Annotated in this window: 18 protein-coding genes; 9 read left to right on the top strand and 9 right to left on the bottom strand. The window is 68.8% G+C overall.

Translation table 11 applies throughout. The annotated features are described in order from the left end of the window. Positions 1 to 69: 69 nt before the first annotated feature. Together OHN74_RS11300 and OHN74_RS11295 are read right to left on the bottom strand one after the other, a co-directional pair. Positions 70 to 1,569, bottom strand: a complete 1,500-nt coding sequence (locus OHN74_RS11300; protein WP_327694422.1) for an arabinofuranosidase catalytic domain-containing protein — start codon at positions 1,567 to 1,569, stop codon at positions 70 to 72. 485 nt (positions 1,570 to 2,054) lie between these two features. Next, entirely contained in the window at positions 2,055 to 3,809 is a 1,755-nt protein-coding gene (locus OHN74_RS11295) for an NAD+ synthase (protein ID WP_327694421.1), read from the bottom strand. A gap of 212 nt (positions 3,810 to 4,021) precedes the next feature. On the opposite strand from OHN74_RS11295, the gene OHN74_RS11290 reads away from it, so the two are divergent. Next, positions 4,022 to 4,438 carry a hypothetical protein gene (locus tag OHN74_RS11290; protein ID WP_327694420.1) on the top strand — a complete coding sequence of 139 codons (417 nt, stop codon included), beginning with the start codon at positions 4,022 to 4,024 and terminating at the stop codon, positions 4,436 to 4,438. A gap of 52 nt (positions 4,439 to 4,490) precedes the next feature. Here OHN74_RS11290 and OHN74_RS11285 read toward each other — a convergent pair whose 3' ends face one another. The 3 genes from OHN74_RS11285 to OHN74_RS11275 form a co-directional block, all read right to left on the bottom strand. Then, positions 4,491 to 6,434: a S53 family peptidase gene (locus OHN74_RS11285; protein ID WP_327694419.1), complete on the bottom strand. Its 1,944-nt coding sequence runs from the start codon at positions 6,432 to 6,434 to the stop codon at positions 4,491 to 4,493. Positions 6,435 to 6,634: 200 nt separating this feature from the next. Beyond that, positions 6,635 to 7,258, bottom strand: coding sequence for a DUF305 domain-containing protein (locus OHN74_RS11280; protein WP_327694418.1), 624 nt, complete (start codon positions 7,256 to 7,258; stop codon positions 6,635 to 6,637). Next, the gene (locus OHN74_RS11275) at positions 7,255 to 7,935 is read right to left on the bottom strand and encodes a DUF3105 domain-containing protein (protein WP_327694417.1); all 681 of its coding nucleotides are present in this window, start codon (positions 7,933 to 7,935) and stop codon (positions 7,255 to 7,257) included. Before OHN74_RS11275 ends, OHN74_RS11280 begins: the two co-directional genes overlap by 4 nt. Before the next feature lie 336 nt (positions 7,936 to 8,271). Here OHN74_RS11275 and OHN74_RS11270 point away from each other — a divergent pair, with 336 nt between their 5' ends. Together OHN74_RS11270 and lepB are read left to right on the top strand one after the other, a co-directional pair. After that, the gene (locus OHN74_RS11270) at positions 8,272 to 9,633 is read left to right on the top strand and encodes a glutamine synthetase family protein (RefSeq protein WP_327694416.1); all 1,362 of its coding nucleotides are present in this window, start codon (positions 8,272 to 8,274) and stop codon (positions 9,631 to 9,633) included. A 183-nt stretch (positions 9,634 to 9,816) separates the two neighbouring features. Next, positions 9,817 to 10,497, top strand: a complete 681-nt coding sequence (gene lepB, locus OHN74_RS11265) for a signal peptidase I (RefSeq protein ID WP_327694415.1) — start codon at positions 9,817 to 9,819, stop codon at positions 10,495 to 10,497. A gap of 96 nt (positions 10,498 to 10,593) precedes the next feature. Here the strand turns inward: lepB and OHN74_RS11260 are convergent, their stop codons facing one another. After that, a complete protein-coding gene (locus tag OHN74_RS11260) occupies positions 10,594 to 11,040 on the bottom strand; it encodes a VOC family protein (protein ID WP_327694414.1) in 447 nt (148 codons plus the stop codon). A gap of 212 nt (positions 11,041 to 11,252) precedes the next feature. Between OHN74_RS11260 and OHN74_RS11255 the strand changes: the two genes are divergently transcribed. After that, positions 11,253 to 14,258 carry a bifunctional [glutamine synthetase] adenylyltransferase/[glutamine synthetase]-adenylyl-L-tyrosine phosphorylase gene (locus tag OHN74_RS11255; protein WP_327694413.1) on the top strand — a complete coding sequence of 1,002 codons (3,006 nt, stop codon included), beginning with the start codon at positions 11,253 to 11,255 and terminating at the stop codon, positions 14,256 to 14,258. A gap of 31 nt (positions 14,259 to 14,289) precedes the next feature. Here OHN74_RS11255 and OHN74_RS11250 read toward each other — a convergent pair whose 3' ends face one another. Both OHN74_RS11250 and OHN74_RS11245 read right to left on the bottom strand, forming a co-directional pair. Then, a complete protein-coding gene (locus OHN74_RS11250; RefSeq protein ID WP_327694412.1) occupies positions 14,290 to 15,171 on the bottom strand; it encodes a phosphatase PAP2 family protein in 882 nt (293 codons plus the stop codon). Between the two features lie 177 nt (positions 15,172 to 15,348). After that, positions 15,349 to 16,386 carry a LacI family DNA-binding transcriptional regulator gene (locus tag OHN74_RS11245; protein WP_327694411.1) on the bottom strand — a complete coding sequence of 346 codons (1,038 nt, stop codon included), beginning with the start codon at positions 16,384 to 16,386 and terminating at the stop codon, positions 15,349 to 15,351. A 441-nt stretch (positions 16,387 to 16,827) separates the two neighbouring features. On the opposite strand from OHN74_RS11245, the gene OHN74_RS11240 reads away from it, so the two are divergent. From OHN74_RS11240 to OHN74_RS11225, 4 genes are all read left to right on the top strand, one after another. Continuing rightward, positions 16,828 to 18,102: an extracellular solute-binding protein gene (locus tag OHN74_RS11240; RefSeq protein WP_327694410.1), complete on the top strand. Its 1,275-nt coding sequence runs from the start codon at positions 16,828 to 16,830 to the stop codon at positions 18,100 to 18,102. Between the two features lie 348 nt (positions 18,103 to 18,450). Continuing rightward, entirely contained in the window at positions 18,451 to 19,455 is a 1,005-nt protein-coding gene (locus tag OHN74_RS11235) for a carbohydrate ABC transporter permease (RefSeq protein ID WP_327694409.1), read from the top strand. A 19-nt stretch (positions 19,456 to 19,474) separates the two neighbouring features. Then, positions 19,475 to 20,371, top strand: coding sequence for a sugar ABC transporter permease (locus tag OHN74_RS11230; protein ID WP_327694408.1), 897 nt, complete (start codon positions 19,475 to 19,477; stop codon positions 20,369 to 20,371). 197 nt (positions 20,372 to 20,568) lie between these two features. Continuing rightward, positions 20,569 to 22,248, top strand: coding sequence for a glycoside hydrolase family 13 protein (locus OHN74_RS11225; protein WP_327694407.1), 1,680 nt, complete (start codon positions 20,569 to 20,571; stop codon positions 22,246 to 22,248). Between the two features lie 83 nt (positions 22,249 to 22,331). Here the strand turns inward: OHN74_RS11225 and OHN74_RS11220 are convergent, their stop codons facing one another. Continuing rightward, positions 22,332 to 23,672 (bottom strand): ferredoxin reductase family protein, encoded by a 1,341-nt coding sequence (locus OHN74_RS11220; protein WP_327694406.1) that lies wholly within the window; start codon positions 23,670 to 23,672, stop codon positions 22,332 to 22,334. Positions 23,673 to 23,955: 283 nt separating this feature from the next. On the opposite strand from OHN74_RS11220, the gene OHN74_RS11215 reads away from it, so the two are divergent. Then, positions 23,956 to 25,338 carry an alpha-amylase gene (locus OHN74_RS11215; protein WP_327694405.1) on the top strand — a complete coding sequence of 461 codons (1,383 nt, stop codon included), beginning with the start codon at positions 23,956 to 23,958 and terminating at the stop codon, positions 25,336 to 25,338. Positions 25,339 to 25,348 lie beyond the last annotated feature (10 nt).

Raw genomic sequence — 25,348 nt, 5'->3', positions numbered from 1 at the left:
GCCTCCGGAGGGCCGAAGACCTGCCGGAGATGTGGGCATCCGGCAGGTCTTCGGGGGTGGGGGTGCCCGCTAGGGCGCGATGTCCCACTGCTGGCAGGTGTTGTCGAGCTGCTGCCACTGGCGGACCACGGTGCCGTTGGCCGTTGCGCAGTTCGTGACGTCCAGCGTCATGCCCGTGTTGACGTTGCTGATGGTGTAGTGGCTGCCGACGTGGGTGACGTCCCACTGCTGGCAGCGGTTGCCGAGCGAGGCCCACAGCTGGACGGCCGTGCCGTTGGACTGCTTGCAGTCCTTGTCGTCCAGGACGGTGCCGCTGTTGACGTTGGTGATGGTGTAGTGGCCGTTGCCCGCACTGGCGAACTTCCACTGCTGGCAGGTGTTGCCGAGCGAGGCCCAGAGGTCGATCGAGGTCCCGTTGGCGGTACCGCAGTTCACCGCGTCCAGGACCTTGCCCGAGTTGGTGTTGGTCAGCCGGTAGGCGGTGCCGGCGACGGGGAAGGCGGCGGTCGGGGTGGTGTAGCCGACGGCGGTGATGTTGGCCTGCACGGCGTTGTCGGCGGCGTCGGTCGGGTAGCCGGCGGTCATGACGCCCTCGAAGAAGGAGCCGTCGGAGCCGTTGCTGTTGTCACCACCGGTGCCCAGGACGATCGCGCCCTCCTTCTGCATCGGGGTGTATCCGCCGAGGTTGGGCAGAGCTCCGTCGTACCAGGTGGTCAACGACCCTGATTGTGCGTTGCCGCCCTTGAGGGCATAGGTCGTTGTGCCGTTGTTCTTGAGCAGGGCCGTGACGAACTCACTGCTGTTTCCGGTGTTGCTCGGGTGGGAGCCGTTTCCGCCGAAGAAGAGCCCGTTCTCCAGGTCCGCCTCGACCCAGGGGCCCGATCCGGCACCGGAACACGAGAACCAGCACTCCGTACCGAAGTTGAGTGCGTCCATGTGGCCGTTGCCGGTGTCGTTGCCGGACGTCTCGGCGTTGCCGTAGTCGAAGCAGCAGCGGTTGTTGACGTGGTGGCCGCTGGTCACCATGTACATGCCCTCGGGGGCGCTCCCGGTGGCGATGCCCGTCGTGCTGTTGTCGCGGTAGCCGACGCCGGCCGACACGAAGATCCCGTAGGCCGCGTGCCCGCCGACCGTCACCGGCAGCGCGTTGGCGATGGCGCCGACGTCCTGGCCGCCGTTGCCGCCGGGGCCTTCGACGGTGAGGTCGTTGTGCTTGGGGCTCTGGTCGTAGATCTCGGTGATGACGCACGTCGTGCCGGAGCAGAAGGAGTCCTGCGCGGCGGCGTTGGCGTAGCCGCCCGCGGTGAGGGTGCCGATGTCGGTCGTCGTGGCGTCCGAGGCTCGCTTCACCTGGTAGAGGTGGCCGCTGTACGCGGCGTAGAGCGCGCGTGTGGTGCTGTGCGCGGCGACGCAGGGCGTGCCGGCCGCGGCGTAGATGTCGCACGGGAGCGAGGTGGCGGCCTGTGACGGGCCGGCGGCGCCGACCAGGAGGCCGGCGACCACCGCGACGGTCGCGCCGACCGAGAGAAGTATCCCTCTGAGGCGTTGCCGACCTGAAAGAGAAATCATCGTTGATCTCCGTTCCTTTTGGGCATGACGAATACCCGAAGGTGCCGCTGACCGGATCGGGCTTTAGTGCAGCGGAAACTTCGTCGCGAATGCGTGATGTGAGCGCTAACAAATTTTGCGCTCAGGAGAAGGCCGGAAAAACTTGGGGAAGGGTGTTGTACGGGACTTCGGACGACCGGTGGGAGTACCTGGAGGTCAGGTGGCCGCCAGTATGGCTCCGGCGTGAAGTTGCGTCAATATTTCCGGCATGAGTCGCATGCGAGCGCTAACAAGTCGTCAAGCGTCAGCCAAAAGGTCGTCAAATTCCCGGGCAGAGAAGCGCCGTACTGGAATTCGATCGAAATGCCGAACGGTATGTGATCGAAATGCCGAACCGGACCGAATTGAATTGCTCGAAATTCCGAACCGGTAACGTCGCCGGTTGTGGGAGTGGAACGAGGGCGGGGTGGGTGGGGATCCGCCCCCACCCACCCCGCCCGCATCCCTCAGACCGACTCGCGCCACCCGTTGGTGATGGGCAGCCGCCGGTCCTTCCCGAACCCCTTGGCCGAGATCTTCGTGCCCGGCGGATACTGCCGCCGCTTGTACTCCGCCGTGTCCACCATCCGCAGCACCCGGGTCACCAGTTCCGCGTCGTACCCGGCCGCGACAATCGCGTCGGCACCCGAGTCCCGGTCCACGTACAACTCGAGAATCGCGTCCAGCACCGGATAGTCGGGGAGGGAATCCGTGTCGATCTGGCCCGGACGCAGCTCCGCGCTCGGCGGCTTCGCGATCGAGTTCTCCGGGATCGGCGGAGTCTGGCCCCGTTCCACGGCCGCGCGGTTGCGCCACCGGGCCAGGCGGAAGATCGACGTCTTGTACACGTCCTTGATCGGGCCGTACGCGCCCACCGAGTCGCCGTACAGAGTCGAGTAACCCACCGCCAGTTCCGACTTGTTGCCGGGCGCCAGCACGATGTGGCCCTCCTGGTTGGAGATCGCCATCAGCATCGTGCCGCGCAGGCGGGACTGGAGGTTCTCCTCCGCCAGACCCGTCAGGCCCAGCGAGTCCATGTACGCGTCGAACATCGGCGCGATCGGCACCGTACGGAAGTTGAGGCCCGTCCGCTTCGCGAGTTCCGCCGCGTCGCCGATCGAGTGGTCGGACGAGTACTTCGACGGCATCGCCACGCCGTACACGTTCTCCGCGCCCACCGCGTCGCACGCGAGCGCCGCGACCAGCGCCGAGTCGATACCGCCGGAGAGGCCGATCAGGACCGACCTGAAGCCGTTCTTCGCCGCGTACGCCCGCAGGCCCACCACCAGCGCCGAGTACATCTCCTCGTCGTCGTCCAGGCGTTCCGCGTACGCGCCCGTCAGCTCGGGCTCGTACGCCGGCAAGGGCTCCTCGGACAGCACCACGCGGTCGATGCGCAGACCGTCGTCCACCACGCCGGTGGGAGCGTCGGTCAGGGCCGCGGGCAGGTCCAGGTCCAGGACCACACAGCCCTCCGTGAACTGCGGGGCCCTCGCGATCACCTCGCCGTCCTTGTCGACCACGATCGAGTCGCCGTCGAAGACCAGCTCGTCCTGGCCGCCGACCATCGCCAGATAGGCGGTCGTGCAGCCCGCCTCCTGGGCGCGCTTGCGCACCAGTTCCAGCCGGGTGTCGTCCTTGTCGCGCTCGAACGGGGAGGCGTTGATCGAGAGCAGGAGGCCCGCCCTCGCGGAGCGTGCCGCCGGGACCCGGCCGCCGTCCTGCCAGAGGTCCTCGCAGATCGCGAGCGCCACATCGACGCCGTGCACGCGCAGCACGGGCATGGTGTCGCCCGGCACGAAGTAGCGGAACTCGTCGAAGACGCCGTAGTTGGGGAGGTGGTGCTTGGCGTACGTCAGGAGCACCTCGCCCCTGTGCAGCACGGCGCCCGCGTTGCGCGGGGAGCCGGCCGGGCGGCCGAACTTCGGCAGGTCGCTCTCGGACCTGTCGAGGTAGCCGACGACCACGGGCAGCTCGCCGAAGCCCTCGTCGGCCAGGCGCGTGGCGAGCGAGCGCAGGGCCGCGCGGGACGCCTCCACGAAGGAGGAGCGCAGGGCGAGGTCCTCGACGGGGTACCCGGTCAGCACCATCTCCGGGAACGCCACGAGGTGCGCTCCCTGCTCGGCGGAGTGCCGGGTCCAGCGGAGGATCGAGTCCGCGTTTCCGGCGATGTCGCCGACGCGCGAGTCGATCTGGTTCAGGGCGAGGCGTAGTTGAGGCACGCCGCCAAGTGTAATCGTCAATGCGACGCGATGGGGGGTGGGGGAGTGTGGGTCGCCCCACGCCGGGGCTGAGGTCCCGATCCCGGATTGCCGACTGTCGGGGCAAGTCGGGCTCGCGGTACGGCGCTCGGGGTCATCTCTCCCTGACGGTAGGGCAATGGGATCTTGAAGTGGATTGCCCGGATGTCATGGCTGCGTCTTCAGTAAGGGATATGACACACAACGGGGCACATGAGGACAGTGAAGACCGCAGAACGGGCTGGGGCTGGTTCCTGGCCTGGTTCGCGGTGGGGGCGTGCGTGGCTGCCGGGCTCGCCGCCATCCTGACGGTGGGGCCGGTGCTTCTCGGCCTGGCCGCCGTGGCCGCGTGGCTCCTGCTGCGGAAGGGGCCGCGGAACGCCGTCGCCGGAGGTCTCGCGGGTCTGGCGCTGCCGCTCTTCCACCTCGCGTACCTGAACCGGGGCGGCCCGGGGGAGGTCTGCCGCTCCTCGTCGGGCGGGCAGACGTGCACCGAGGAGTACACCCCCATACCGTTCCTGGTCGGCGGCGTGCTCCTGTTCGTCGCCGGTTTCGTGATCTTCCTCGTGATCGGGCGAGGTACCCGAAAAGCACCCGCCCCCGGACGGTGAACGCTCCGGGGACGGGCTTCGGGCACGGTGCCGCGTCAGCGGCGTCGCCGGCTCAGCGGCGGTACGACTCCACGTAACCCTTCGCGGGCGTACCCACGCCGGTCACGTCGTCGTAGCCGCGTACGGCCTGCAGCGAACTGTCCTTGCCGAGGCTGCGGACGGAGGTGAGGATCCCGTCCGTGGCGTCGTAACCGTTGGCGAAGTCCAGGCGTGCCACGGCGAGTCCGTACCCCGTGGGGTTGTCGGTCACGTCGTGGTAGACCTTCGCGTGCGAGGCGAACGTCGAGTAGATCGCCGGGTTGGCGAAGCCGATCGCCTTGCCGCCGCGGGCCTCCTGCGCGAGGGCCTGTACGGCCGCGATCACCGGTGCCGCCAGGGAAGTACCGCCGATGCGGTACTCGCTGTACGCGGTGCCGCCCTCCGGCAGGGTCTGGGTCTGGCCGACCTTGAAACCGGTGTTCGGGTCGGCGATCGCCGCGATGTCGGGGACGACCCGGTTGCCCTTCTCGCTGTTGGCCTTGGCCAGGTAGTCCGGCACACGACCCTTCTGGTAGAAGGGCGCCGCCACGGTCGCGCTGGTGCCGCCGCCCGCGCCCGAGGTGTAGGCGCCGGGGAAGTTCGTCCAGGTCTTGCCGTCGGCCGACAGCGAGGCCTTCTCGGTGCCCCAGCCGGTCTCCCACTGGTACTTGTCGCCCCGGCCGACCGCCAGCGAGGTACCGCCGACCGCCGTCACCCATGCCGAGTTGGCCGGGGTGTCGACCTGCTTCTGGCCGGTGTTGACGACCTCGTCGCCGTTGTCGCCGGAGGAGAAGTAGAAGCCGATGCCCTGGACCGCGCCGAGCTCGAACACCTGATCGAAGGCTGCGGCCAGGTCCGGTGTCTCGTCGGCCTCGGCGCCGCCCCACGAGTTGGAGACGATGTCGGCGAGGTGCTTGTCGACGACCTTGCTGAGCGCGTCGATCAGGTCGTCGTCCATGCAGGACGCGGAGCCGACGTAGGTGATGTCGGCGGCCGGCGCGACCGCGTGCACGGCCTCGACGTCGAGGGTCTCCTCGCCGTACCAGCCGGCCGCGCCGCATTCCTCGGTGTTCGTGTAGCCCGTCGGCAGGACCTGCTTGAGCTGGCCGCTCCGGTAGGAGGCGTCGCCCTGCTTGGCCGCGTAGGTGGCGGCGTCGGCGGCGATGTACGGCGAGGCGTAGGCGTCGGTGATGGCGACGCGCACCTTCTTGCCGGTCCAGCTGCCCGCGCCGTACGCGGCCCGCAGCTGCTTGCCCGTGTAGCCCTCGACGGCGTACGGGATCTGGGCGCCGTACGCCGTCGGCAGCGAGGCGGCGGTGTTGGAGCCGTAGTACGTGGAGAACGGACCCGCGTTGCGGAACACCGTCTCCGGCGCCGGCAGCGTGTCGTCGTGGGTCGCCGTGTGCGGGGCGTTGTCCAGACCCGTGACGGTCAGGACGGCACCGTGCAGGCTGTCCGGCGCGGAGGCGGCCCTGGAGGGCGCCCGGTACGTCTTCTTGCCCTTGGCGTAGTTGTGCAGCTGGGTGCTGAAGGCCTTCTCGGCGGCGGCCACGTCACCGGTGACCGTGACGTAGTGCGCCGTGACGCCGGTGACCGTGAGGCCCGAGGCCTTCAGCCACGCCCTGACAGCGGCGACCTGGGCCGGGGAGGCCCCGAAGCGCTGCTGGACCTGCGCGGCGGTGAGGTACTTGCCGTACACGGCGGACGTCGGGTCGGAGACGGCCTTCGCGTACGCGGCCAGACCGTTGGCGTCCCGGCCGGCGAGGTAGACCCGGGCGGTGACCTTGGAGCCGTCGGACGTGGCTCCCTTGTCGGCCTTGGCGGTGGCCCACGCGGGCTTGGTGCCGGCGAGCGTGTCCCGGCCCGGGGCGTCCGCGGCATGGGCCGCGGGTATGCCGAACGCCAGCGCGCCGGCGAGCAGAGGCAGTGTCGCTGCCAGGCTCACACCGGCGCGCTTGACGGCGCGAGTGGATCTCATGGAACCCCCTGATGCGGTTCAACGCGAGCAAGGCGAGTGATCACTCGCCGCTCGCCACTCTCGCGATGAACCGTTCATGCCAGGGAAATCCAGGGGGAATGGCTGTGCCAAGAAGCCCCCAAGAGAACGTATACGCAGGCGATTTGAGCCATCCGACCGATCCGACCCATCCGGCCCGTTCGTCCCGCTGAACCGCTTCCCTAGGAGAGGGCCTTGGCCCCCCGCTCCTTCAACATCCCCGCCATCAGGGAGATCTCCGACTCCTGCGCGTTGACCATGCCCTGCGCGAGCCGCTTCTCCACGCCCACCTCGCACCGCTCCACACAGCCGTTGGCCATATGGACACCGCCCTGGTGGTGCTTGGTCATCAGCTGGAGATAGAAGATCTCCGCCTGCTTGCCGCTGAGCTTGCCCAGCTTCGTCATCTCGGTGTTGGTGGCCATGCCCGGCATCAGCGCGCCGTCCTTGCCGTCGGCCATGCCCGCCATGTCCATCCAGGACATGGGCGCGTCCGAGGACACCTTCGGCAGCTCCCACAGATCGAGCCAGCCGATCAGCATGCCGCGCTGGTTGGCCTGCGTCTGCGAGATGTCGTACGCCAGTCGCCGGATCTCCTCGTTGCTCGTGCGGTCGCGCACGACGTAGGACATCTCGACGGCCTGCTGGTGGTGGACGGCCATGTCACGGGCGAAGCCCGCGTCCGCCGAGTCGGCGGCGGGCGCCTTCATCCCGGAGTCGTCGCCGTCGGCGACCGCGTAGGTGATCGCGCCGGCCGCGACGAGCGCCGTCGCGGCGGCACCGGCGATCCAGGCCGAGCGGCTCACTGGGACAGCCCGTTCGTGCAGGCGGCGCCCGGCTCGGGGGTCTGCTTGCCCTGGACGAACTCCTCGAAGAACTTGTCCACGTTCGGGTCCTTGGCGCTGGTCACCGTGCGCTGCTTGCCCCAGGCGGACAGCATGATCGGGTCCGCCTGCTTGTCGTCCGGGCTCATCAGCGTGTACGGCGTCTTCTTCACCTTGGCCGCGAGCGCGTCGATGTCGGTCTTCGACGCCTTGCTGTTGTACGTCACCCACACAGCGCCGTGCTCCAGCGAGTGCACGGCGTTCATGTTGTTGAGCGCCTTGGTGTAGACGTCGCCGTTGCAGTTCATCCAGACCTGGTTGTGGTCACCGCCGACCGGGGGCTCCATCGGGTAGTTCACGGTCTTGGTGACGTGGTTCTGGGTGAGCTTCTTGTCCCAGGTCTTGACGCCGTCCGCGCCGGTGACGAACTTGCCCGCGCCCTTGGAGTCGGTCGCGGCGGTGTCGCTGTCCTTGTCGGACTGCGACTTCACCAGGACCGTCGCGCCGACGACGAGGCCGGCCACTATGACAACGCTCACGCCGATCGTGAGGATCCGGTTCCGGCGCTCACGTGAGCGCTCGGCGCGCCGCATCTCCTCTATGCGCGCCTTGCGCGCCGCGCTGCCACTGTCTTTGGCGCTCTTCTTGGCGGAACCCATGGGATCGGTCCTTCTGGGGAAAGGGGCGGTCGGTTGGCCGGTCGGTCGATCGGTTGTGCGGTCTCTGATCGTAATCGGTGGCCACTGATCGTAATCCGCGACCGCCCGCAACGGTTCCCGTAGGGGATCACCCATTACGGATGTCGCCGCGAACAGGCAAGATGAGGGAAAGAGCGGTGCACCTGCCGTACGCGAGGCGTTCACCCCTGGGTCGGCTGGACGATCAAGGTGCGCAATGCGCATGAAATGCTGTTGTGGTGGGATGCTCAGGTGCCCGACCGCCTTCCGTGGTGCGGGAGACAGGCGGCCTGACCAGCAAGGATGGGGAAGCGGAAGATGGACAAGCAGCAGGAGTTCGTGCTCCGGACGTTGGAGGAGCGTGACATCCGGTTCGTCCGGCTGTGGTTCACGGACGTCCTGGGCTTCCTCAAGTCCGTGGCCGTGGCCCCGGCCGAGCTCGAGCAGGCCTTCGACGAGGGCATCGGATTCGACGGTTCCGCGATCGAGGGATTCGCTCGCGTGTACGAGTCCGACATGATCGCCAAGCCGGATCCGTCGACGTTCCAGATCCTCCCGTGGCGCGCGGAGGCCCCCGGCACCGCCCGAATGTTCTGCGACATCCTCATGCCGGACGGCTCGCCGTCCTTCGCGGACCCGCGCTATGTCCTCAAGCGGGCCCTCACGCGCGGCTCCGACCTGGGCTTCACGTTCTACACGCACCCGGAGATCGAGTTCTTCCTCCTGAAGGACAAGCCGCTGGACGGCACCCGCCCGACCCCGGCCGACAACTCCGGCTACTTCGACCACACCCCGACCCACGTCGGCCAGGACTTCCGCCGCCAGGCGATCACCATGCTGGAGTCCATGGGCATCTCGGTCGAGTTCTCCCACCACGAGGGCGCCCCGGGCCAGCAGGAGATCGACCTGCGGTACGCGGACGCGCTCTCCACGGCCGACAACATCATGACGTTCCGCCTGGTCATGAAGCAGGTGGCGCTGGAGCAGGGCGTCAACGCCACGTTCATGCCGAAGCCGTTCAGCGAGCACCCCGGCAGCGGCATGCACACGCACCTCTCCCTCTTCGAGGGCGACCGCAACGCGTTCTACGAGTCCGGCTCGGAGTACCAGCTCTCCAAGGTCGGCCGCTCGTTCATCGCGGGCCTGCTGAAGCACGCGGCGGAGATCGCGGCGGTCACCAACCAGTGGGTGAACTCGTACAAGCGCATCTGGGGCGGCTCGGAGCGCACCGCGGGCGCCGGCGGCGAGGCCCCCTCGTACATCTGCTGGGGCCACAACAACCGCTCGGCCCTGGTCCGCGTCCCGATGTACAAGCCCGGCAAGACGGGTTCGGCGCGTGTCGAGGTCCGTTCCCTGGACACGGGCGCGAACCCGTACCTGGCCTACGCCGTCCTGCTGGCCGCCGGCCTCAAGGGCATCGAGGAGGGCTACGAGCTCCCGCCGGGCGCCGACGACGACGTCTGGGCCCTCTCGGACGCGGAGCGCCGCGCGATGGGAATCGAGCCGCTCCCGCAGAACCTGGGCGAGGCCCTCACCCTGATGGAGCGCAGCGAACTGGTCGCCGAGACGCTCGGCGAGCACGTGTTCGACTTCTTCCTGCGCAACAAGCGCCAGGAGTGGGAGGAGTACCGCTCCGAGGTCACGGCCTTCGAGCTGCGGAAGAACCTGCCGGTGCTGTAGGCACGGGTCAAGGGGCCCGTCCCCCGCCGGGACACCATGAACATCACGTAGGGCCGACGGTTCGCAACCGTCGGCCCTACGGCGTCCCAAGGGCCCCGGGCCGTCTCGGGGCGGCCCGCACAGTCCGTTCACAGGCACCGGCTAACGTCACCCCTGCGGAAGTGCCGCACGGGGAGGGGAACGATGTCGGGCAAGGGGCGGGGACTGCGGGTCGCGGCTGTCGTGGTGGGGCTCGTGGGGGTGGTGCTGGCGCTCGGCTCCCTCGCGTACGGGCGGAGCTCGTACGAGGCTTTCAGCATCAGCAGCACGAGCATGGCGCCGACGTACGAGCCGGGCGACCGGATCTTTGCCGAGCGGGTCGACGGCAGCGAGGTGCGGCGCGGTGACGTCGTGCTGTTCTCGTCGCCGGAGCGCTACCCGGAGATCAGGATCGTGATGCAGCGAGTGATCGGCGTCGCAGGCGACCGGGTGGTGTGCTGCACGGGCGAGGGCTCGGGCGCGCGGCTCAGCGTGAACGGGAAGCCGCTCCCGGAGCCGTATGTGAAGGGCGGCGACGCGGACGGCGTGCGCAGGCCGTACGACGTGACGGTCCCGAAGGGGCGGCTGTTCCTGCTCGGTGACAACCGGGTGGACTCCATCGACTCGCGCTTCTTCGAGAGTGACCACGGCGGGACGGTTGCCGAGTCCGCCGTACGGAACCGGGTGACCGACGACTACACGATCCCCGTCGTCTTCGGTACGGCCATCATCGCCGGGGCGGTCCTGGCCCTGATCGGCCTCGGGTTGGGGATCGCCGCGTTCGTCGTACGGCGGCGGCAGGGCGCGGTGCCGGTGGAGCCCGGGCCGGTGCAACAAGTCCGGTGACGGGTCGAGCGGCGTCCTGACCGGTGCTCCCGCGCTCGGTGACGCGGGTGGCGGGACAGTCCCGGGGCCGCGGTGGCGGCCCCGGGAACACGTCGGCTAACGAGAGCCGGCCGCCGCCTCGGTCAGCAGCGCGTGCAGTGGCTTTCCCGCCCGTTGCCGGTACTCCTGGATCGCCCAGCCGTTGCCGTCGGGATCCTTGAAGTACATGAAGGTGGCGCCGTCGTCCGGCGAGTACTGCGTCGGCTCCGACACCTCCAGGCCGCGTTCGACCAGCTCGGCGTGGGCCGCCTTGATGTCGGCGACGCACAGCTGGAGGCCCTGGTACGAGCCCGGCGCGGGCGTCGGACCGTCCATCGTCTCCCAGATGGTGTCGCCGAGCGCGATCGAACAGCCCGACCCCGGTGGCGTGAGCTGGACGATGCGCATCCCCGGCATGACCTCCTGGTCGATGTCGACATGGAAACCGGCCTTGTCGCGGTAGAAGTCCCGGGCCCGGTCGATGTCGCTCACGGGCAGCGGGATCACTTCGAGCGTGTACTGCATCGCTGGTCCTCCAGATCGCCTTTACGGAACGGCTCCCCTCACCGAAGCCGAAAACCGTGCGCGGCGCCACCGAAACGGCCATGGTGGCGGCGGAAGCCGCCGTTCCGACCAGCAGGAACATCGGCCCGCTCCGTCCGGCGCTTCCCACGGCCTCTCCGGTTACGCTCGTGGGCGTACGACCTTGATCCGATGGTCCGACGGGAAGGCCCAGGATGATGGCGCCGGGGCGCAGGAGCAGTACCTTCACGCGGCTGCTGCGGCACGGCTTCACCGATCCCTCCGCCGCCGAGCGGCTTCTCGACAGCGTCGAGCTCGCCCCGCTGCGGGACGACCCGGTGCTGCTCGACGCGCTGGGCGCGACCGCCGACCCGGATCTCGCGCTGCTCGGGCTCGTCCGGCTCGCCGAGGCGCAGGACGGGCGGAGCGCCCGGCACGAGTTGCTGGACACGGTGATAGCGGCCAAACCGCTGCGCGACCGGCTGCTCGGGGTGCTCGGCGCCTCCGCCGCCCTCGGCGACCATCTGATCCGGCATCCCCGCGACTGGCAGGCCCTCGTGATGTACGAACCCCGGGATCTCCATCCCGGGGTGGAGGAGTTCGAGCGAGGGCTCGCCGAGGCCACCGACCCCGTGTCGCTGCGCGTCGCCTACCGGCGCTGCCTGCTGTCCATCGCCGCCCGCGATGTGTGCGGCACCACCGACTTGGCGGAGACCGCCGCCGAGCTGGCCGACCTCGCCACCGCGACCCTGCGCGCCGCCCTCGCCATCGCCCGCATCGCCGCGCCCGACGACGCCGCACTGTGCCGGCTCGCCGTCGTCGCCATGGGCAAGTGCGGTGGCCATGAGCTCAATTACGTGTCCGACGTCGACGTCATCTTCGTCGGCGAGGCTGTCGACGGGGCCGATGAAGGCAAGGCGCTGCAGGCCGCCACCCGGCTCGCCTCGCATCTCATGCGGATCTGCTCCGAGACCACCATCGAGGGGAGCATCTGGCCCGTCGACGCCAATCTGCGCCCCGAGGGCCGCAACGGCCCGCTGGTACGCAGACTCAGCAGCCACCTCGCGTACTACCAGCGCTGGGCCAAGACCTGGGAGTTCCAGGCCCTGTTGAAGGCCCGCCCGGTCGCCGGTGACGTCGAACTGGGGGAGGCGTACGTCGCCGCGCTCGCCCCGCTCGTGTGGCACGCCGCCGAGCGCGAGAACTTCGTCGTAGACGTCCAGAAGATGCGCCGCCGTGTCGTCGAGAACATCCCCCTCGCCGAGGTGGAACGGGAACTGAAACTCGGGCCGGGCGGCCTGCGGGACGTCGAATTCGCCGTGCAGCTGCTTCAGTTGGTGCACGGGCGCGCCGACACCTCCCTGCGCAGCGGGACCACCCTGGACGCGCTCGGCGCGCTCGCCGCCGGTGGGTACGTCGGGCGCGCGGATGCCGTGCAGCTCGACGACGCCTACCGGTTCCTGCGGTCCATGGAGCACCGGATCCAGCTGTTCCGGCTGCGGCGCACCCACCTGGTGCCCGAGGGCGAGGCCGATCTGCGGCGCATCGGGCGGTCGCTCGGGCTGCGCACCGATCCCGTCGCCGAACTGAACCGGGAGTGGAAGCGGCACGCGTCCGTCGTACGGCGGCTGCACGAGAAGCTCTTCTACCGGCCACTGCTCGACGCCGTCGCCCAACTCGCCCCCGGCGAGACCAGGTTGAGCACCGTCGCGGCTCGGGAGCGGCTGGTGGCACTCGGGTACGCCGATCCGGCCGCCGCGCTCAGGCATCTGGAGGCGCTGGCCAGCGGGGTCAGCCGGAAGGCGGCCATCCAACGAACCCTGCTGCCCGTCCTGTTGGGCTGGTTCGCGGACTCCGCCGATCCGGACGCCGGACTGCTCAACTTCCGCAAGGTGTCCGACGCGCTGGGCCGAACCCCCTGGTATCTACGGCTGTTGAGGGACGAAGGGGCCGCCGCCGAGAACCTCGCCCGCGTCCTGTCCGCCGGGCGCCTCGCCCCCGACCTGCTGATGCGGGCCCCGGAGGCCGTCGCGCTGCTCGGCGACGGTGACGGGGCGGGCGGACTCGAACCGCGGGTGCGGGACCATCTGGAGCAGGAGATACTGGCCGCCGTCGGCCGCGCCGACACCGGTGAGCAGGGCGTGTACGCCGCCCGCGGTGTCCGGCGCCGCGAGCTGTTCCGTACGGCCGCCGCCGACATCGTCGGCTCCTACGGCACCGAGCAGTCGCCCGCCGAGGCCGACCAGGGCGCCCTGGTGGACCAGGTCGGCGGCGCGATCTCCGACCTCACGGCGGCGACCCTGGCCGGGACCCTACGGGCGGTCGTGCGGGACGGATGGGGGGACACGCTGCCCACCCGGTTCACGGTGATCGGCATGGGACGCTTCGGCGGGCACGAGATGGGCTACGGCTCCGACGCCGACGTCCTGTTCGTACACGAACCCCGCGAAGGCGTCGACGAGCACGAGGCCGCCAAGGCCGCGAACACCGTCGTCTCCGAGATGCGGCGGCTCCTCCAGATGCCCAGCTCCGACCCGCCGTTGCTCATCGACGCGGATCTGCGCCCCGAGGGCAAGTCGGGGCCGCTGGTCCGCACCCTGACGTCGTACGAGGCGTACTACCGCCGCTGGTCCCTCGGTTGGGAGTCGCAGGCGCTGCTGAGGGCCGAAGTCGTCGCCGGGGACTTGGAGTTGGGGCGCCGTTTCATCGAACTGATCGATCCGCTGCGCTACCCGGCAGAGGGGCTCGGCGACGACGCGGTGCGCGAGATCCGGCGGCTGAAGGCGCGTATGGAGTCGGAGCGGATGCCGCGCGGCGCCGATCCGACCCTGCACACCAAGCTCGGGCGGGGCGGCCTGTCGGACGTGGAGTGGACCGTCCAGCTGATGCAACTCCAGCACGGGTGGGTCGAACCCGGGCTGCGGACGACCCGTACCCGCGAGGCCCTCGCCGCCGCCTGCGCCGCCGGACTGATCTCCGGGGAGGACGCGGCGATACTGGACGAGGCGTGGGTCCTGGCCACCCGGGTGCGCAACGCCGTGATGCTGGTGCGCGGGCGGGCCGGGGACACCTTCCCCTCGGGCGGACGTGAACTGGGCGCGGTGGGACGGTACCTGGGGTACGGACCGGGCCATGTCGGCGACATGATCGACGCGTACCGGCGTACCACCCGGCGGGCTCGTGGAGTCGTGGAGACGCTGTTCTACGGGGCGTCGGCGTAGTCGGTGACCGGCCCGGCCGCTCCCGTCGGGCCTACGGCTTGACCGGGAGCAGCAGACCGCCCTGTCCTTGCACCGGGACCAGTTTCGGGAGGGCGTAGGGGAGCTTGCCGTACCAGAGGCGGGCCACCGCGAAGCCGAAGGCCAGACACATGAGGCCGCCCACCGCGTCCAGCCAGAAGTGGTTGGCGGTGGCGACGATCACCACCAGGGTGGCCACCGGGTAGAGCAGCCCGAGGACGCGCACCCACGGGACCGTCGACAGGGCGAAGATCGTCAGACCGGCCCAGGTGGACCAGCCGATGTGCATCGACGGCATCGCCGCGTACTGGTTCGACATGTGCTTGAGGTCGCCGGAGGCCATCGAACCCCAGGTGTGGTGGACCATCACCGTGTCGATGAAGTCGCCGCCGTTCATCAGCCGGGGCGGGGCCAGCGGATACAGGTAGTAACCGACCAGTGCGACGACCGTGGTCGCGAAGAGGGTCAGACGAGTTGCCGCGTAACGGCCGGGGTGACTGCGGTACAGCCACACGAGAACACCGAGCGTGACGACGAAGTGCAGCGTCGCGTAGTAGTAGTTCATGCCCACGATCAGCCAAGTCACCGAGTTGACCGCGTGGTTGACCGACTCCTCGAAGGCGATGCCCAGGCTGTGCTCGGTCTTCCAGATCCAGTCGGCGTTGCGCAGCGCCTCGGCCTTCTGCTCCGGAACGGCGTTGCGGATCAGCGAATACGTCCAGTAACTGACCGCGATCAGCAGGATCTCGAACCACAGCCGTGGCCGGCGCGGAGTGCGCACTCGGCGCAGGAGTCCCTTGACCACGTGGCCGTTCCCCTCCGCCGTCTCGTCCGGGACGGAGTGCGGTGCGGCCCGGTCGTGGCCTTCCCTAGTCGTCACGGTCGTCTCACCCATGGACACAGAGTCTGCCAGATACGGTCCCCTCCCAGATCATCCCCTGGTCCTGTCCGACCCGCACGTCCTACGGCGGGGAGAGGCGGCTCGGACTACTACCAGAGCACTGGTCGAACCGGGGCATTCTCCACCCTGAGAACGAGCCCGAGGACGAGCCCGAGGACGGAGCCGGGAGCGCTACTGGGAACGCGTGCGCTCCCCGGGGGCCGAGGCCGTCGAACCCCGGACGACCAGTTCCGGCATGAACACGAACTCGCTGTGCGGAGCGGGCGTACCGCCGATCTCCTCAAGGAGGGTGCGGACGGCGGCCTGGCCCATCGCCGGGACCGGCTTGCGGACCGTGGTGAGGGGCGGGTCGGTGAAGGCGATCAGGGGGGAGTCGTCGAAGCCCACGACCGAGACGTCCCGGGGGACCTCCAGACCGCGCTGCCGGGCCGCCCGTATCGCGCCCAGGGCCATCATGTCGCTCGCGCACACCACAGCCGTGCAGTCGCGGTCGATGAGCGCCATGGCCGCCGCCTGGCCGCCCTCCAGGGTGTACAGCGAGTGCTGGACGAACCGCGTCTCGACGTCCTGTGCCGTCAGGCCCAGCAGATCCTGCATCGTCCGCACGAAGCCCTCGATCTTGCGCTGCACCGGCACGAAACGCTTCGGGCCCAGGGCCAGCCCGATACGGGTGTGGCCGAGCGAGACGAGGTGCGTGACCGCGAGAGTCATCGCCGCGCGGTCGTCGGGGGAAATGAACGGTGCCTGCACCTTGGGGGAGAAGCCGTCCACCAGGACGAACGGCACGCCCTGGGCGCGCAGTTGGTCGTAGCGCTGCATGTCGGCGGAGGTGTCCGCGTGCAGGCCGGAGACGAAGATGATCCCGGCCACGCCCCGGTCGACGAGCATCTCCGTCAGCTCGTCCTCCGTCGAGCCGCCGGGCGTCTGGGTGGCCAGGACCGGCGTGTATCCCTGCCGGGTCAGGGCCTGCCCGATGACCTGCGCCAGGGCGGGGAAGATCGGGTTCTCCAGCTCCGGGGTGATGAGGCCCACCAGGCCCTCGCTGCGCTGCCGCAGCCGGACCGGGCGCTCGTAGCCCAGTACGTCGAGGGCGGCGAGCACGGTCTGGCGGGTGGTGGCGGCGACGCCCGGCTTCCCGTTCAGGACCCGGCTGACCGTCGCTTCGCTCACCCCCGCCTGGGCGGCGATGTCGGCAAGCCGTGTGGTCACAGGGCTGGACTGTACCGGCCGGCCCTCGCCTTGCCCACCGAACGGCCGCCGGGTACGGGCCGTCGAACGGCCCGCCGGACGGCCGGGGCGGCCGCTCGCCGCCGCGGGTTGCTGCGTCATCGCGCTCCCTCGTGTGTCTGGCGTGTGTCTGATGGGGCGTACATGGCAAGAGCTTGCAGAGTCTTGCACAAGTGTCCCCGATCCCGCTGGACAGTGGCGGAACAGGGGATCAAGCAGTTCTTCGAGAGAAGCCCGAAGGGTCACGGCGGGGTAACTGTCATCAGTTCTTGCACTTTTTTGCTGCAAGGTCTTTCGTCACGCTTACATGGCTGTTACGTTCACGTCGCCCGGCGGCGGCAACGGCGCGGCCGGCAAGTCGGCGGAAACGGCGGACGGGCCCGTTTCTGCCAGTACACGGGCTTTCACCCTCAAGGAGAACTCATGCGGCGTGGCATAGCGGCCACCGCGCTGGTGGCGTCCATCGCCCTCGCGGCGACGGCCTGCGGCGGAGACGACAGCGGCAGTGACAAGGCCGACGGTCCGGTGACCATCACCTGGTGGGACACCTCCAACGCCACCAACGAGGCGCCGACGTACCAGGCCCTGGTCAAGGAGTTCGAGGCCGCCAACAAGGACGTCAAGGTCAAGTACGTCAACGTCCCCTTCGACCAGGCACAGAACAAGTTCGACACCGCCGCCGGTGCCTCCGGCGCCCCGGACGTGCTGCGTTCCGAGGTCGGCTGGACCCCCGCCTTCGCCAAGAAGGGCTTCCTGCTGCCCCTCGACGGCACCGAGGCCCTCACCGACGAGGCCAAGTTCCAGCCCAGTCTGATCGAACAGGCCAAGTACGACGGCAAGACGTACGGCGTCCCGATCGTCACCGACACCCTCGCGCTGGTCTACAACAAGGAACTCTTCGCGAAGGCGGGCCTCACCGAGGCCCCGAAGACCTGGGCCGACCTGAAGACGGCCGCCGCCACCATCAAGGCCAAGACCGGCGTCGACGGCTACTGGGGCTCCACCCAGGCCTACTACGCCCAGTCGTTCCTCTACGGCGAGGGCACCGACACCGTCGACGCCGCCGCCAAGAAGATCACCGTCAACTCGGCCGCCGCCAAGAAGGCCTACGGCACCTGGCTCGGCCTCTTCGACGGCAAGGGCCTGCACAAGGCGGACACCACCGCCGACGCCTACGCCCACATCCAGGACGCCTTCGTCACCGGCAAGGTCGCCGCGATCGTCCAGGGCCCGTGGGAGATCACCAACTTCTACAAGGGCGCCGCGTTCAAGGACAAGGCCAACCTCGGTATCGCCACCGTCCCGGCCGGCTCCACCGGCAAGGCGGGCGCCCCGACCGGCGGCCACAACCTCTCCGTGTACGCCGGCTCCGACTCCGCCCACCAGAAGGCGGCCCTGAAGTTCGTCAACTTCATGACCTCCGCGAAGTCCCAGTCGCAGATCGCCCTGAAGAACTCCACGCTGCCCACCCGTGACGACGCCTACACCGCCGAGGTCAAGGCCGACCCGGGCCTCGCCGGCTACCAGGGTGTCCTTCCCGCCGCCCAGCCCCGCCCGGCGCTGCCCGAGTACAGCTCCCTGTGGACTCCGCTCGACACCGAACTCGGACAGATCGCGGGCGGCAAGGAGTCCCTCGACAAGGGCCTGAGCAACGCGGAGACCGCGATCGCCAAGCTGGTCCCGGACTTCAGCAATTGAATCCTCCCCCAGCTGAAGCAGGGGGACTCCTGGCTCACGTCGCCTGCGGACCGGCGGTCAACAGGTCTTCCACGATCAACACCAGCCGGGTTGAAACCAGCCCGGTTTGATACCGCAAAGCTTGGAGGTGCATGTGCCGTCTTGGCTCTCGATCAGCACGGTGTACGCGCTTGGTTCTCGCAACGCACGGCGTGAAGCATACCCGATCAGGTGGACGTGACGTGATCGGCAGGTAACCCTGAGTGGCCGCCGGAACTGTCCAGTTGGAGGTGGGGACAGTTCCGGTGGTCATCGGCCCGCGTGCCGCACCGCCGCCGTACCCCTAATCTTCCAGAAGGTGTCGAACCCATGACAGTCGCCATCGACCGCGCGACCGGCAAGCGCCGCGGTGAGCCCGGGCAGCGACCCGGACGGCTCGATCGTCTCAAGCACGCCTACCAGAGGTACTGGTACGCGTACGCGATGATCGCGCCCGTGGTCGTCGTGCTCGGCGGACTCGTGCTCTACCCGCTCGTGCGCGGCCTCTACCTGACGCTCACGGACGCCAACAGCCTCAACTCCGCCCGCACGATCGGCGTCAACCACATCGACGCCACCTACAAGTTCATCGGCTTCGACAACTACGCCGACATCCTGTGGGGCGACACCGCGTACGACCGCTTCTGGTCGCACTTCATCTGGACGATCGTCTGGACCGCGCTCTGCGTGGCCCTCCACTACTGCATCGGCCTCGGCCTGGCCCTGCTCCTCAACCAGAAGCTGCGCGGGCGCACCTTCTACCGGCTGATCCTGGTCCTGCCGTGGGCCGTGCCCACCTTCGTCACCGTCTTCGGCTGGCGGTTCATGCTCGCCGACGGCGGCATCATCAACACGATGCTCGACGCCGTGCACCTGCCGTCACCGCTGTGGCTGGAGGACACCTTCTGGCAGCGGTTCGCCGCGATCATGGTCAACACGTGGTGCGGTGTGCCGTTCATGATGGTCTCGCTGCTCGGCGGCCTCCAGTCCATCGACTCCACGCTGTACGAGGCCGCGGACATGGACGGCGCGACCGCCTGGCAGAAGTTCTGGTACGTCACACTGCCGGGCCTTCGCTCCGTCAGCTCCACCGTCGTACTCCTCGGCATCATCTGGACGTTCAACCAGTTCGCCGTGATCTTCCTGCTGTTCGGCAACACCGCCCCGGACGCGCAGATCCTCGTCACCTGGGCCTACTACCTCGGCTTCGGCCAACAGCCGCGCGACTTCGCGCAGTCGGCGGCCTACGGCATGCTGCTGCTGGCCATCCTCGTCGTCTTCACCTCCTTCTACCGCCGCTGGCTGAACCGCAATGAGCAGCAGCTCGCGATCTGAGGCAGGAGTCCCCACCCCCATGAGTGCCATGACCGTTCAGAAGTCCGCGCAGTCGGACCCGGCCGCCGCCCCGCAACCGGGGCGACCCGGCCGACGCGGCCTCGCCACCACCCTCGCCTCCCACGGCATCCTGACCGTCGCGAGCCTGATCGCGCTCTTCCCGATCGCGTGGCTGCTCTACCTGTCCCTCGGCCCGGACAAGGACGACTACCTCCACCCCGGGGGCATCTGGGACAAGATGACGTTCGACAACTACTCGTTCGTCCTCCAGCACACCAACTTCTTCGACTGGATGAAGAGTTCGCTGATCGTCTCGCTCGGTACGACGGTCATCGGGGTGATGGTCGCGGCGACCACCGGCTACGCCGTCTCGCGGATGCGCTTCCCCGGCTACCGCAAGTTCATGTGGGTGCTGCTGGTCACCCAGATGTTCCCGATCGCCGTACTCATCGTGCCGATGTACCAGATCCTCTCGGACCTCCAGCTCATCGACAACTACCTCGGTCTGATCCTCGTCTACTGCTCGACGGCCGTGCCGTACTGCGCCTGGCTGCTCAAGGGATACTTCGACACGATCCCCTTCGAGATCGACGAGGCGGGACGCGTCGACGGGCTGACCCCCTTCGGCACCTTCGCGCGGCTGATCCTGCCGCTGGCCAAACCGGGCCTGGCGGTCGCCGCGTTCTACAGCTTCATCACCGCGTTCGGCGAGGTCGCGTTCGCCTCGACGTTCATGCTGTCGGACACGAAGTACACCTTCGCGGTCGGCCTGCAGAGCTTCGTCAGCGAACACGACGCCCAGCGCAACCTGATGGCCGCCACCGCGGTACTGGTCGCGATACCTGTCTCGGCCTTCTTCTACCTGGTCCAGAAGAACCTGGTGGCGGGCCTGACGGCAGGCGGTACCAAGGGCTGACGCCCGGCCCCGCGTAAAACTCCCGTACGGCTCCGTCGTACGGGCAGGCGGCCCACGGTGTCCATCCGACCCCGCTGACACCGCGGGCCGCCTCTTCAGGGGCGCGGGGAACTGCGCGACCAGCCACGACGAACCGGTAGCCAAAAACCAGCAGAAGCCACCCCATGTCCCGAACTCCGTTACGTATCAAGGACGTTATGAGCCAGCACTCCGCCGCTCCGGCCCCGACCTCCGCCCCGAGCACCGTCACCGCCCACCGTGACTGGTGGCGCGACGCCGTGATCTACCAGGTCTACCCCCGAAGCTTCGCCGACAGCAACGGCGACGGCATGGGCGACCTGGAAGGCGTCCGCACCCGGCTGCCGTATCTGCGCGACCTGGGCGTCGACGCCGTGTGGCTCAGCCCCTTCTACGCCTCCCCGCAGGCCGACGCCGGCTACGACGTCGCCGACTACCGGGCCGTGGACCCCATGTTCGGCAACCTCCTGGACGCCGACGCCCTGATCCGCGACGCCCACGAACTGGACCTCAGGATCATCGTCGACCTGGTCCCCAACCACTCCTCCGACCAGCACGAGTGGTTCAAACGGGCGGTCGCGGAAGGCCCCGGCTCACCGCTGCGGGACCGCTACCACTTCCGCCCGGGCAAGGGCGAGAACGGCGAACTCCCGCCCAACGACTGGGAGTCCATCTTCGGCGGCCCGGCATGGACGAGGATCACCGAGCCGGACGGCACCCCGGGTGACTGGTACCTGCACCTCTTCGCGCCCGAGCAGCCCGACTTCAACTGGGAACACCCGGCGGTCGGGGACGAGTTCCGCTCGGTCCTCAGGTTCTGGCTCGACATGGGCGTCGACGGTTTCCGTATCGACGTGGCGCACGGCCTGGTGAAGGCGGCAGGCCTCCCGGACCTGGGATCCCACGACCAGCTCAAGCTGCTGGGCAACGATGTCATGCCGTTCTTCGACCAGGACGGCGTGCACGCCATCTACCGCGAATGGCGTCTGGTCCTCGACGAGTACGCGGGTGAGCGCATTTTCGTCGCGGAGGCGTGGACCCCGACCATCGAGCGCACGGCGAACTACGTCCGCCCCGACGAACTCCACCAGGCCTTCAACTTCCAGTACCTGGCCACCTATTGGGACGCGGCCGAGCTGAAGGTCGTCATCGACCGCACCCTGGACGCCATGCGTCCGGTCGGCGCCCCGGCCACCTGGGTGCTGTCGAACCACGACGTCACCCGTCACGCCACCCGCTTCGCCAACGAGTCGGGCCTCGGCACTCAGATCCGCCTCGCCGGAGACCGCGCGCTGGGCCTGCCCAGGGCCCGCGCGGCCACCCTCCTCATGCTCGCGCTGCCCGGTTCGGCGTACGTCTACCAGGGCGAGGAACTGGGTCTGCCGGACGTCGTCGACCTCGCGGACGAGGTCCGTCAGGACCCCGCGTACTTCCGGGGCGAGGGGCAGGACGGCTTCCGCGACGGCTGCCGGGTGCCGATCCCCTGGAGGCGCGAGGGATCGTCGTACGGCTTCGGCGACGGCGGCTCCTGGCTTCCGCAGCCCGCCGAGTGGGCCGAGTTGAGCGTCGAGGCGCAGACGGGTGCGCCCGGCTCCACCCTGGAGCTGTACCGCGCCGCCCTCGCCGCCCGACGCGAACACCCCGGCCTCGGCGCGGGCGACTCCGTCGAGTGGCTGAGGGCACCGCAGGGCGTTCTCGCCTTCCGGCGCGGCGAGTTCGTGTGCGTCGCGAACACGAGCGGCGAGTCGGTCACGATCCCGGCGTACGGCGAGATCCTGGTCGCCAGCGGCGAGGTGACCGTGGCGGAGGACGAGGCGAAGCTGCCGGCGGACACGACGGTGTGGTGGACGACGGTCTGAGGTCCAACTCGCAGGGTCCGCCGCTCGGTTCGGGGGTGGCGGGCCCCGTTGAGGTCAGGTCAGGGGAAGTGTCGACCTCCCGGTCAGGCCAGGCCGAACTTCTCGGAGTGCACCTGTCGCGCGGGGACCCGTAGCTCCCGCAGGCTGGACAGCACAGCCGCGGTCATGGCCGGCGGGCCGCAGACGTACACGTCGCGGTCGGTGACGTCGGGGACCAGTTGGCGCAGGCCGTCCGGACTGAAGGGCGGGGTGCCGCCGTCGCCGGTCCGGCCGGTGAGCAGGTGCAGCCGTCCGCCCCGGAGGGCGATCAGGTGGCGTACCTCGTCCAGCAGTACGGCGTCAGCCTCGCTGCGCACCCGGTAGAGCACGACGAAGTCGCCGGTCGTCTCCTCCTCCAGCATGGCCCGTACGGGCGTGATGCCCACGCCTCCGGCGATCAGCAGGTTGCCGGGCCGGGTCCGGTGCAGCGAGGTGAAGGCCCCGTACGGCCCCTCGACAAAGGCGCGGCTGCCGACCGGGACATCGCGCAGGCCGGCGCTGGCACTGCCCACGGCCTTCGCGGTGAGGCGCAGCCCTTGTCCGCCCGGCGCCGCCGACAGGGAGAAGGGGTTGGCCAGCCACCAGTGGTTGTGCCCGGGGAACCGCCAGATGCAGAACTGGCCCGCGCGTGCCGGGAGTTTGTCGAGGTGGCGGCCGGTGACGTAGACGGAGACCACGTTGTCCGACTCGGGTACGACGGCCGCGACGCGGAACCGGTGGTAGGCGTTGCGCCAGAGCGGCATGGCGACGCGCCCGGTCAGCAGGGCGCCGAAGGAGAACAGCCACAGGATCCACCAGTAGGCCTCGGCGAACGCGGAGGACGTGAAGGTCGTGGTCTCCTCCAACTGATGGACGAAGGCCAGGCCCAGGGCGACGTAGAGCAGCAGGTGCAGCCCGTGCCAGACCTCGTACCGCAGCCGTCGCCGCAGGGACCGGGTGGAGAGCACGGCGATCACGAGGATGAAGCCCGCTGCCCACATGCCCAGCAGGGAGGCCACCACCCCGCTGAGGGCGACGAACGTCTTCCCCATGGACGCGTCGTCGAGGGTCGCGTAGCCGAGCACCACCAGCGTGGCGTGGGTGAGGACGGTCCACAGCAGGGAGAAGCCGACCCAGCGGTGCCACACCGTGAGCCGGTCCATCCCGATACGGCGGTCCAGCCACGGCAGCCGGGCCACCAGCAGCAGTTGGAACAGCATCAGCAGGGCCGCGTGCAGTCCGAAGAACTTCGCGACCGTGAGCACCCCGTTCTTGCCCGAACCGGCGCTCACGAACAACGCCTCGACGATCACCACGTTGACGATGACGAAAGTCCACATCGCCCAGCGCGCCGCGTCCACCGGAAGGACGGTGCCTCTGTGCACCGGATTGCTCGTCGCCGCCATGGTCGCCTCTCGTCCCCCGTGACCGCGGTACTCGCGGCCCGCCTCGGTCGGGCAAGGGTACGGCGGGCGAGCCCGACGACAGGTGGTTCCGGCTCAACATCGCTCGTTGTGACTCGACATCCCTCGCTGTGAAGAGATTTCGCGCCCGTGAAGAGGAAGTGTCCGAAGGGTTGACGGTTCGACAAGTGGCTCGTACTTTCTGCTCGGTTGAAAGTTTTCAGCCATCTTGCAGCAAGAACCGGTAAGGGATCTTGCTTGGACCTTCAACGGAGAAGGACCCCACATGGCCAGTAGAACCCTCTCCGGCGCGCTCGCCCTCGTGGCCGGCGCGTCGATCGCGCTCGGCGTCCCGACGGGCGCCGCCAACGCCTCCCCGCCCGGCATCAAGGACGTCACCGCCGTCCTCTTCGAGTGGAAGTTCGCCTCGGTCGCCAAGGAGTGCACCAACACCCTCGGCCCCGCCGGCTACGGATACGTCCAGGTCTCCCCGCCCGCCGAGCACATACAGGGCTCGCAGTGGTGGACCTCGTACCAACCCGTCAGCTACAGGATCGCCGGTCGGCTCGGGGATGCCACCGCCTTCAAGAGCATGATCGACACGTGTCACGCCGCCGGGGTGAAGGTCGTCGTCGACACCGTCATCAACCACATGTCCGCGGGCAGCGGCACCGGCACCGGCGGTTCGTCGTACACGAAGTACAACTACCCCGGCCTGTACTCCTCCTACGACTTCGACGACTGCACGGCCACTGTCAGCGACTACACCAACCGCGCCAACGTCCAGAACTGCGAACTCGTGCAGCTCGCCGACCTCGACACCGGCGAGGAGTACGTCCGTTCGGCCATCGCCGGGTACATGAACTCCCTGCTCGGGTACGGCGTCGACGGCTTCCGCATCGACGCGGCCAAGCACATCCCGGCGACCGACCTGGCCAACATCAAGTCCAGGCTGAGCAACACGTCGGTGTACTGGAAGCAGGAGGCCATCTACGGCAGTGGCGAGGCTGTCCAGCCCACCGAGTACACGGGCAACGGCGATGTCCAGGAGTTCCGTTACGCCTACGACCTCAAGCGCGTCTTCAACAACGAGAACCTCGCCTACCTGAAGAACTACGGCGAGGGCTGGGGCTACATGAGCAGCTCGGTCGCCGGTGTCTTCGTCGACAACCACGACACCGAGCGCAACGGCTCCACGCTCAGCTACAAGGACAACGCGAACTACACCCTGGCCAACGTCTTCATGCTCGCCTACCCGTACGGCGCCCCGGACATCAACTCCGGCTACGAGTTCTCGGACACCGACGCGGGTCCGCCCAACGGCGGTACCGTCAACGCCTGTTGGCAGGACGGCTGGAAGTGCCAGCACGCCTGGCCGGAGATCCTGCGCATGGTCGCCTTCCGCAACGCGGTGCGCGGTGAGTCCGTCACCAACTGGTGGGACAACGGGGGCGACGCGATCGCCTTCGGGCGGGGCAGCAAGGGTTACGTGGCCATCAACCACGAGTCGAGCAGCCTGAGCAGGACCTACCAGACCTCGCTGCCCGCCGGGACCTACTGCAACGTGCAGAGCAACACGACGGTCACCGTGAACGGTTCGGGTCAGTTCACCGCGACCCTCGGCGCCAACACCGCCCTCGCGATCTACGCGGGCAAGTCCACCTGCTGAAAGTTCTTTC

The organism is Streptomyces sp. NBC_00459 (assembly GCF_036013955.1).
In the GTDB taxonomy this organism is placed as follows: Bacteria; Actinomycetota; Actinomycetes; order Streptomycetales; family Streptomycetaceae; genus Streptomyces.
Note: the sequence above shows the minus strand (reverse complement) of the source record. Positions and strands in the feature narration are given on the sequence as shown.

Bases quoted from the DNA above. Each gene is read 5' to 3' on its own strand.
- OHN74_RS11290 (WP_327694420.1), top strand. From the start codon at position 4,022: ATGACACACAACGGGGCACATGAGGACAGTGAAGACCGCAGAACGGGC.
- OHN74_RS11230 (WP_327694408.1), top strand. From the start codon at position 19,475: ATGAGTGCCATGACCGTTCAGAAGTCCGCGCAGTCGGACCCGGCCGCC.
- OHN74_RS11235 (WP_327694409.1), top strand. From the start codon at position 18,451: ATGACAGTCGCCATCGACCGCGCGACCGGCAAGCGCCGCGGTGAGCCC.
- OHN74_RS11255 (WP_327694413.1), top strand. From the start codon at position 11,253: ATGATGGCGCCGGGGCGCAGGAGCAGTACCTTCACGCGGCTGCTGCGG.
- lepB (WP_327694415.1), top strand. From the start codon at position 9,817: ATGTCGGGCAAGGGGCGGGGACTGCGGGTCGCGGCTGTCGTGGTGGGG.
- OHN74_RS11275 (WP_327694417.1), bottom strand. From the start codon at position 7,935: ATGGGTTCCGCCAAGAAGAGCGCCAAAGACAGTGGCAGCGCGGCGCGC.
- OHN74_RS11250 (WP_327694412.1), bottom strand. From the start codon at position 15,171: ATGGGTGAGACGACCGTGACGACTAGGGAAGGCCACGACCGGGCCGCA.
- OHN74_RS11215 (WP_327694405.1), top strand. From the start codon at position 23,956: ATGGCCAGTAGAACCCTCTCCGGCGCGCTCGCCCTCGTGGCCGGCGCG.
- OHN74_RS11300 (WP_327694422.1), bottom strand. From the start codon at position 1,569: ATGATTTCTCTTTCAGGTCGGCAACGCCTCAGAGGGATACTTCTCTCG.
- OHN74_RS11225 (WP_327694407.1), top strand. From the start codon at position 20,569: ATGAGCCAGCACTCCGCCGCTCCGGCCCCGACCTCCGCCCCGAGCACC.
- OHN74_RS11260 (WP_327694414.1), bottom strand. From the start codon at position 11,040: ATGCAGTACACGCTCGAAGTGATCCCGCTGCCCGTGAGCGACATCGAC.
- OHN74_RS11240 (WP_327694410.1), top strand. From the start codon at position 16,828: ATGCGGCGTGGCATAGCGGCCACCGCGCTGGTGGCGTCCATCGCCCTC.
- OHN74_RS11285 (WP_327694419.1), bottom strand. From the start codon at position 6,434: ATGAGATCCACTCGCGCCGTCAAGCGCGCCGGTGTGAGCCTGGCAGCG.
- OHN74_RS11220 (WP_327694406.1), bottom strand. From the start codon at position 23,672: ATGGCGGCGACGAGCAATCCGGTGCACAGAGGCACCGTCCTTCCGGTG.
- OHN74_RS11270 (WP_327694416.1), top strand. From the start codon at position 8,272: ATGGACAAGCAGCAGGAGTTCGTGCTCCGGACGTTGGAGGAGCGTGAC.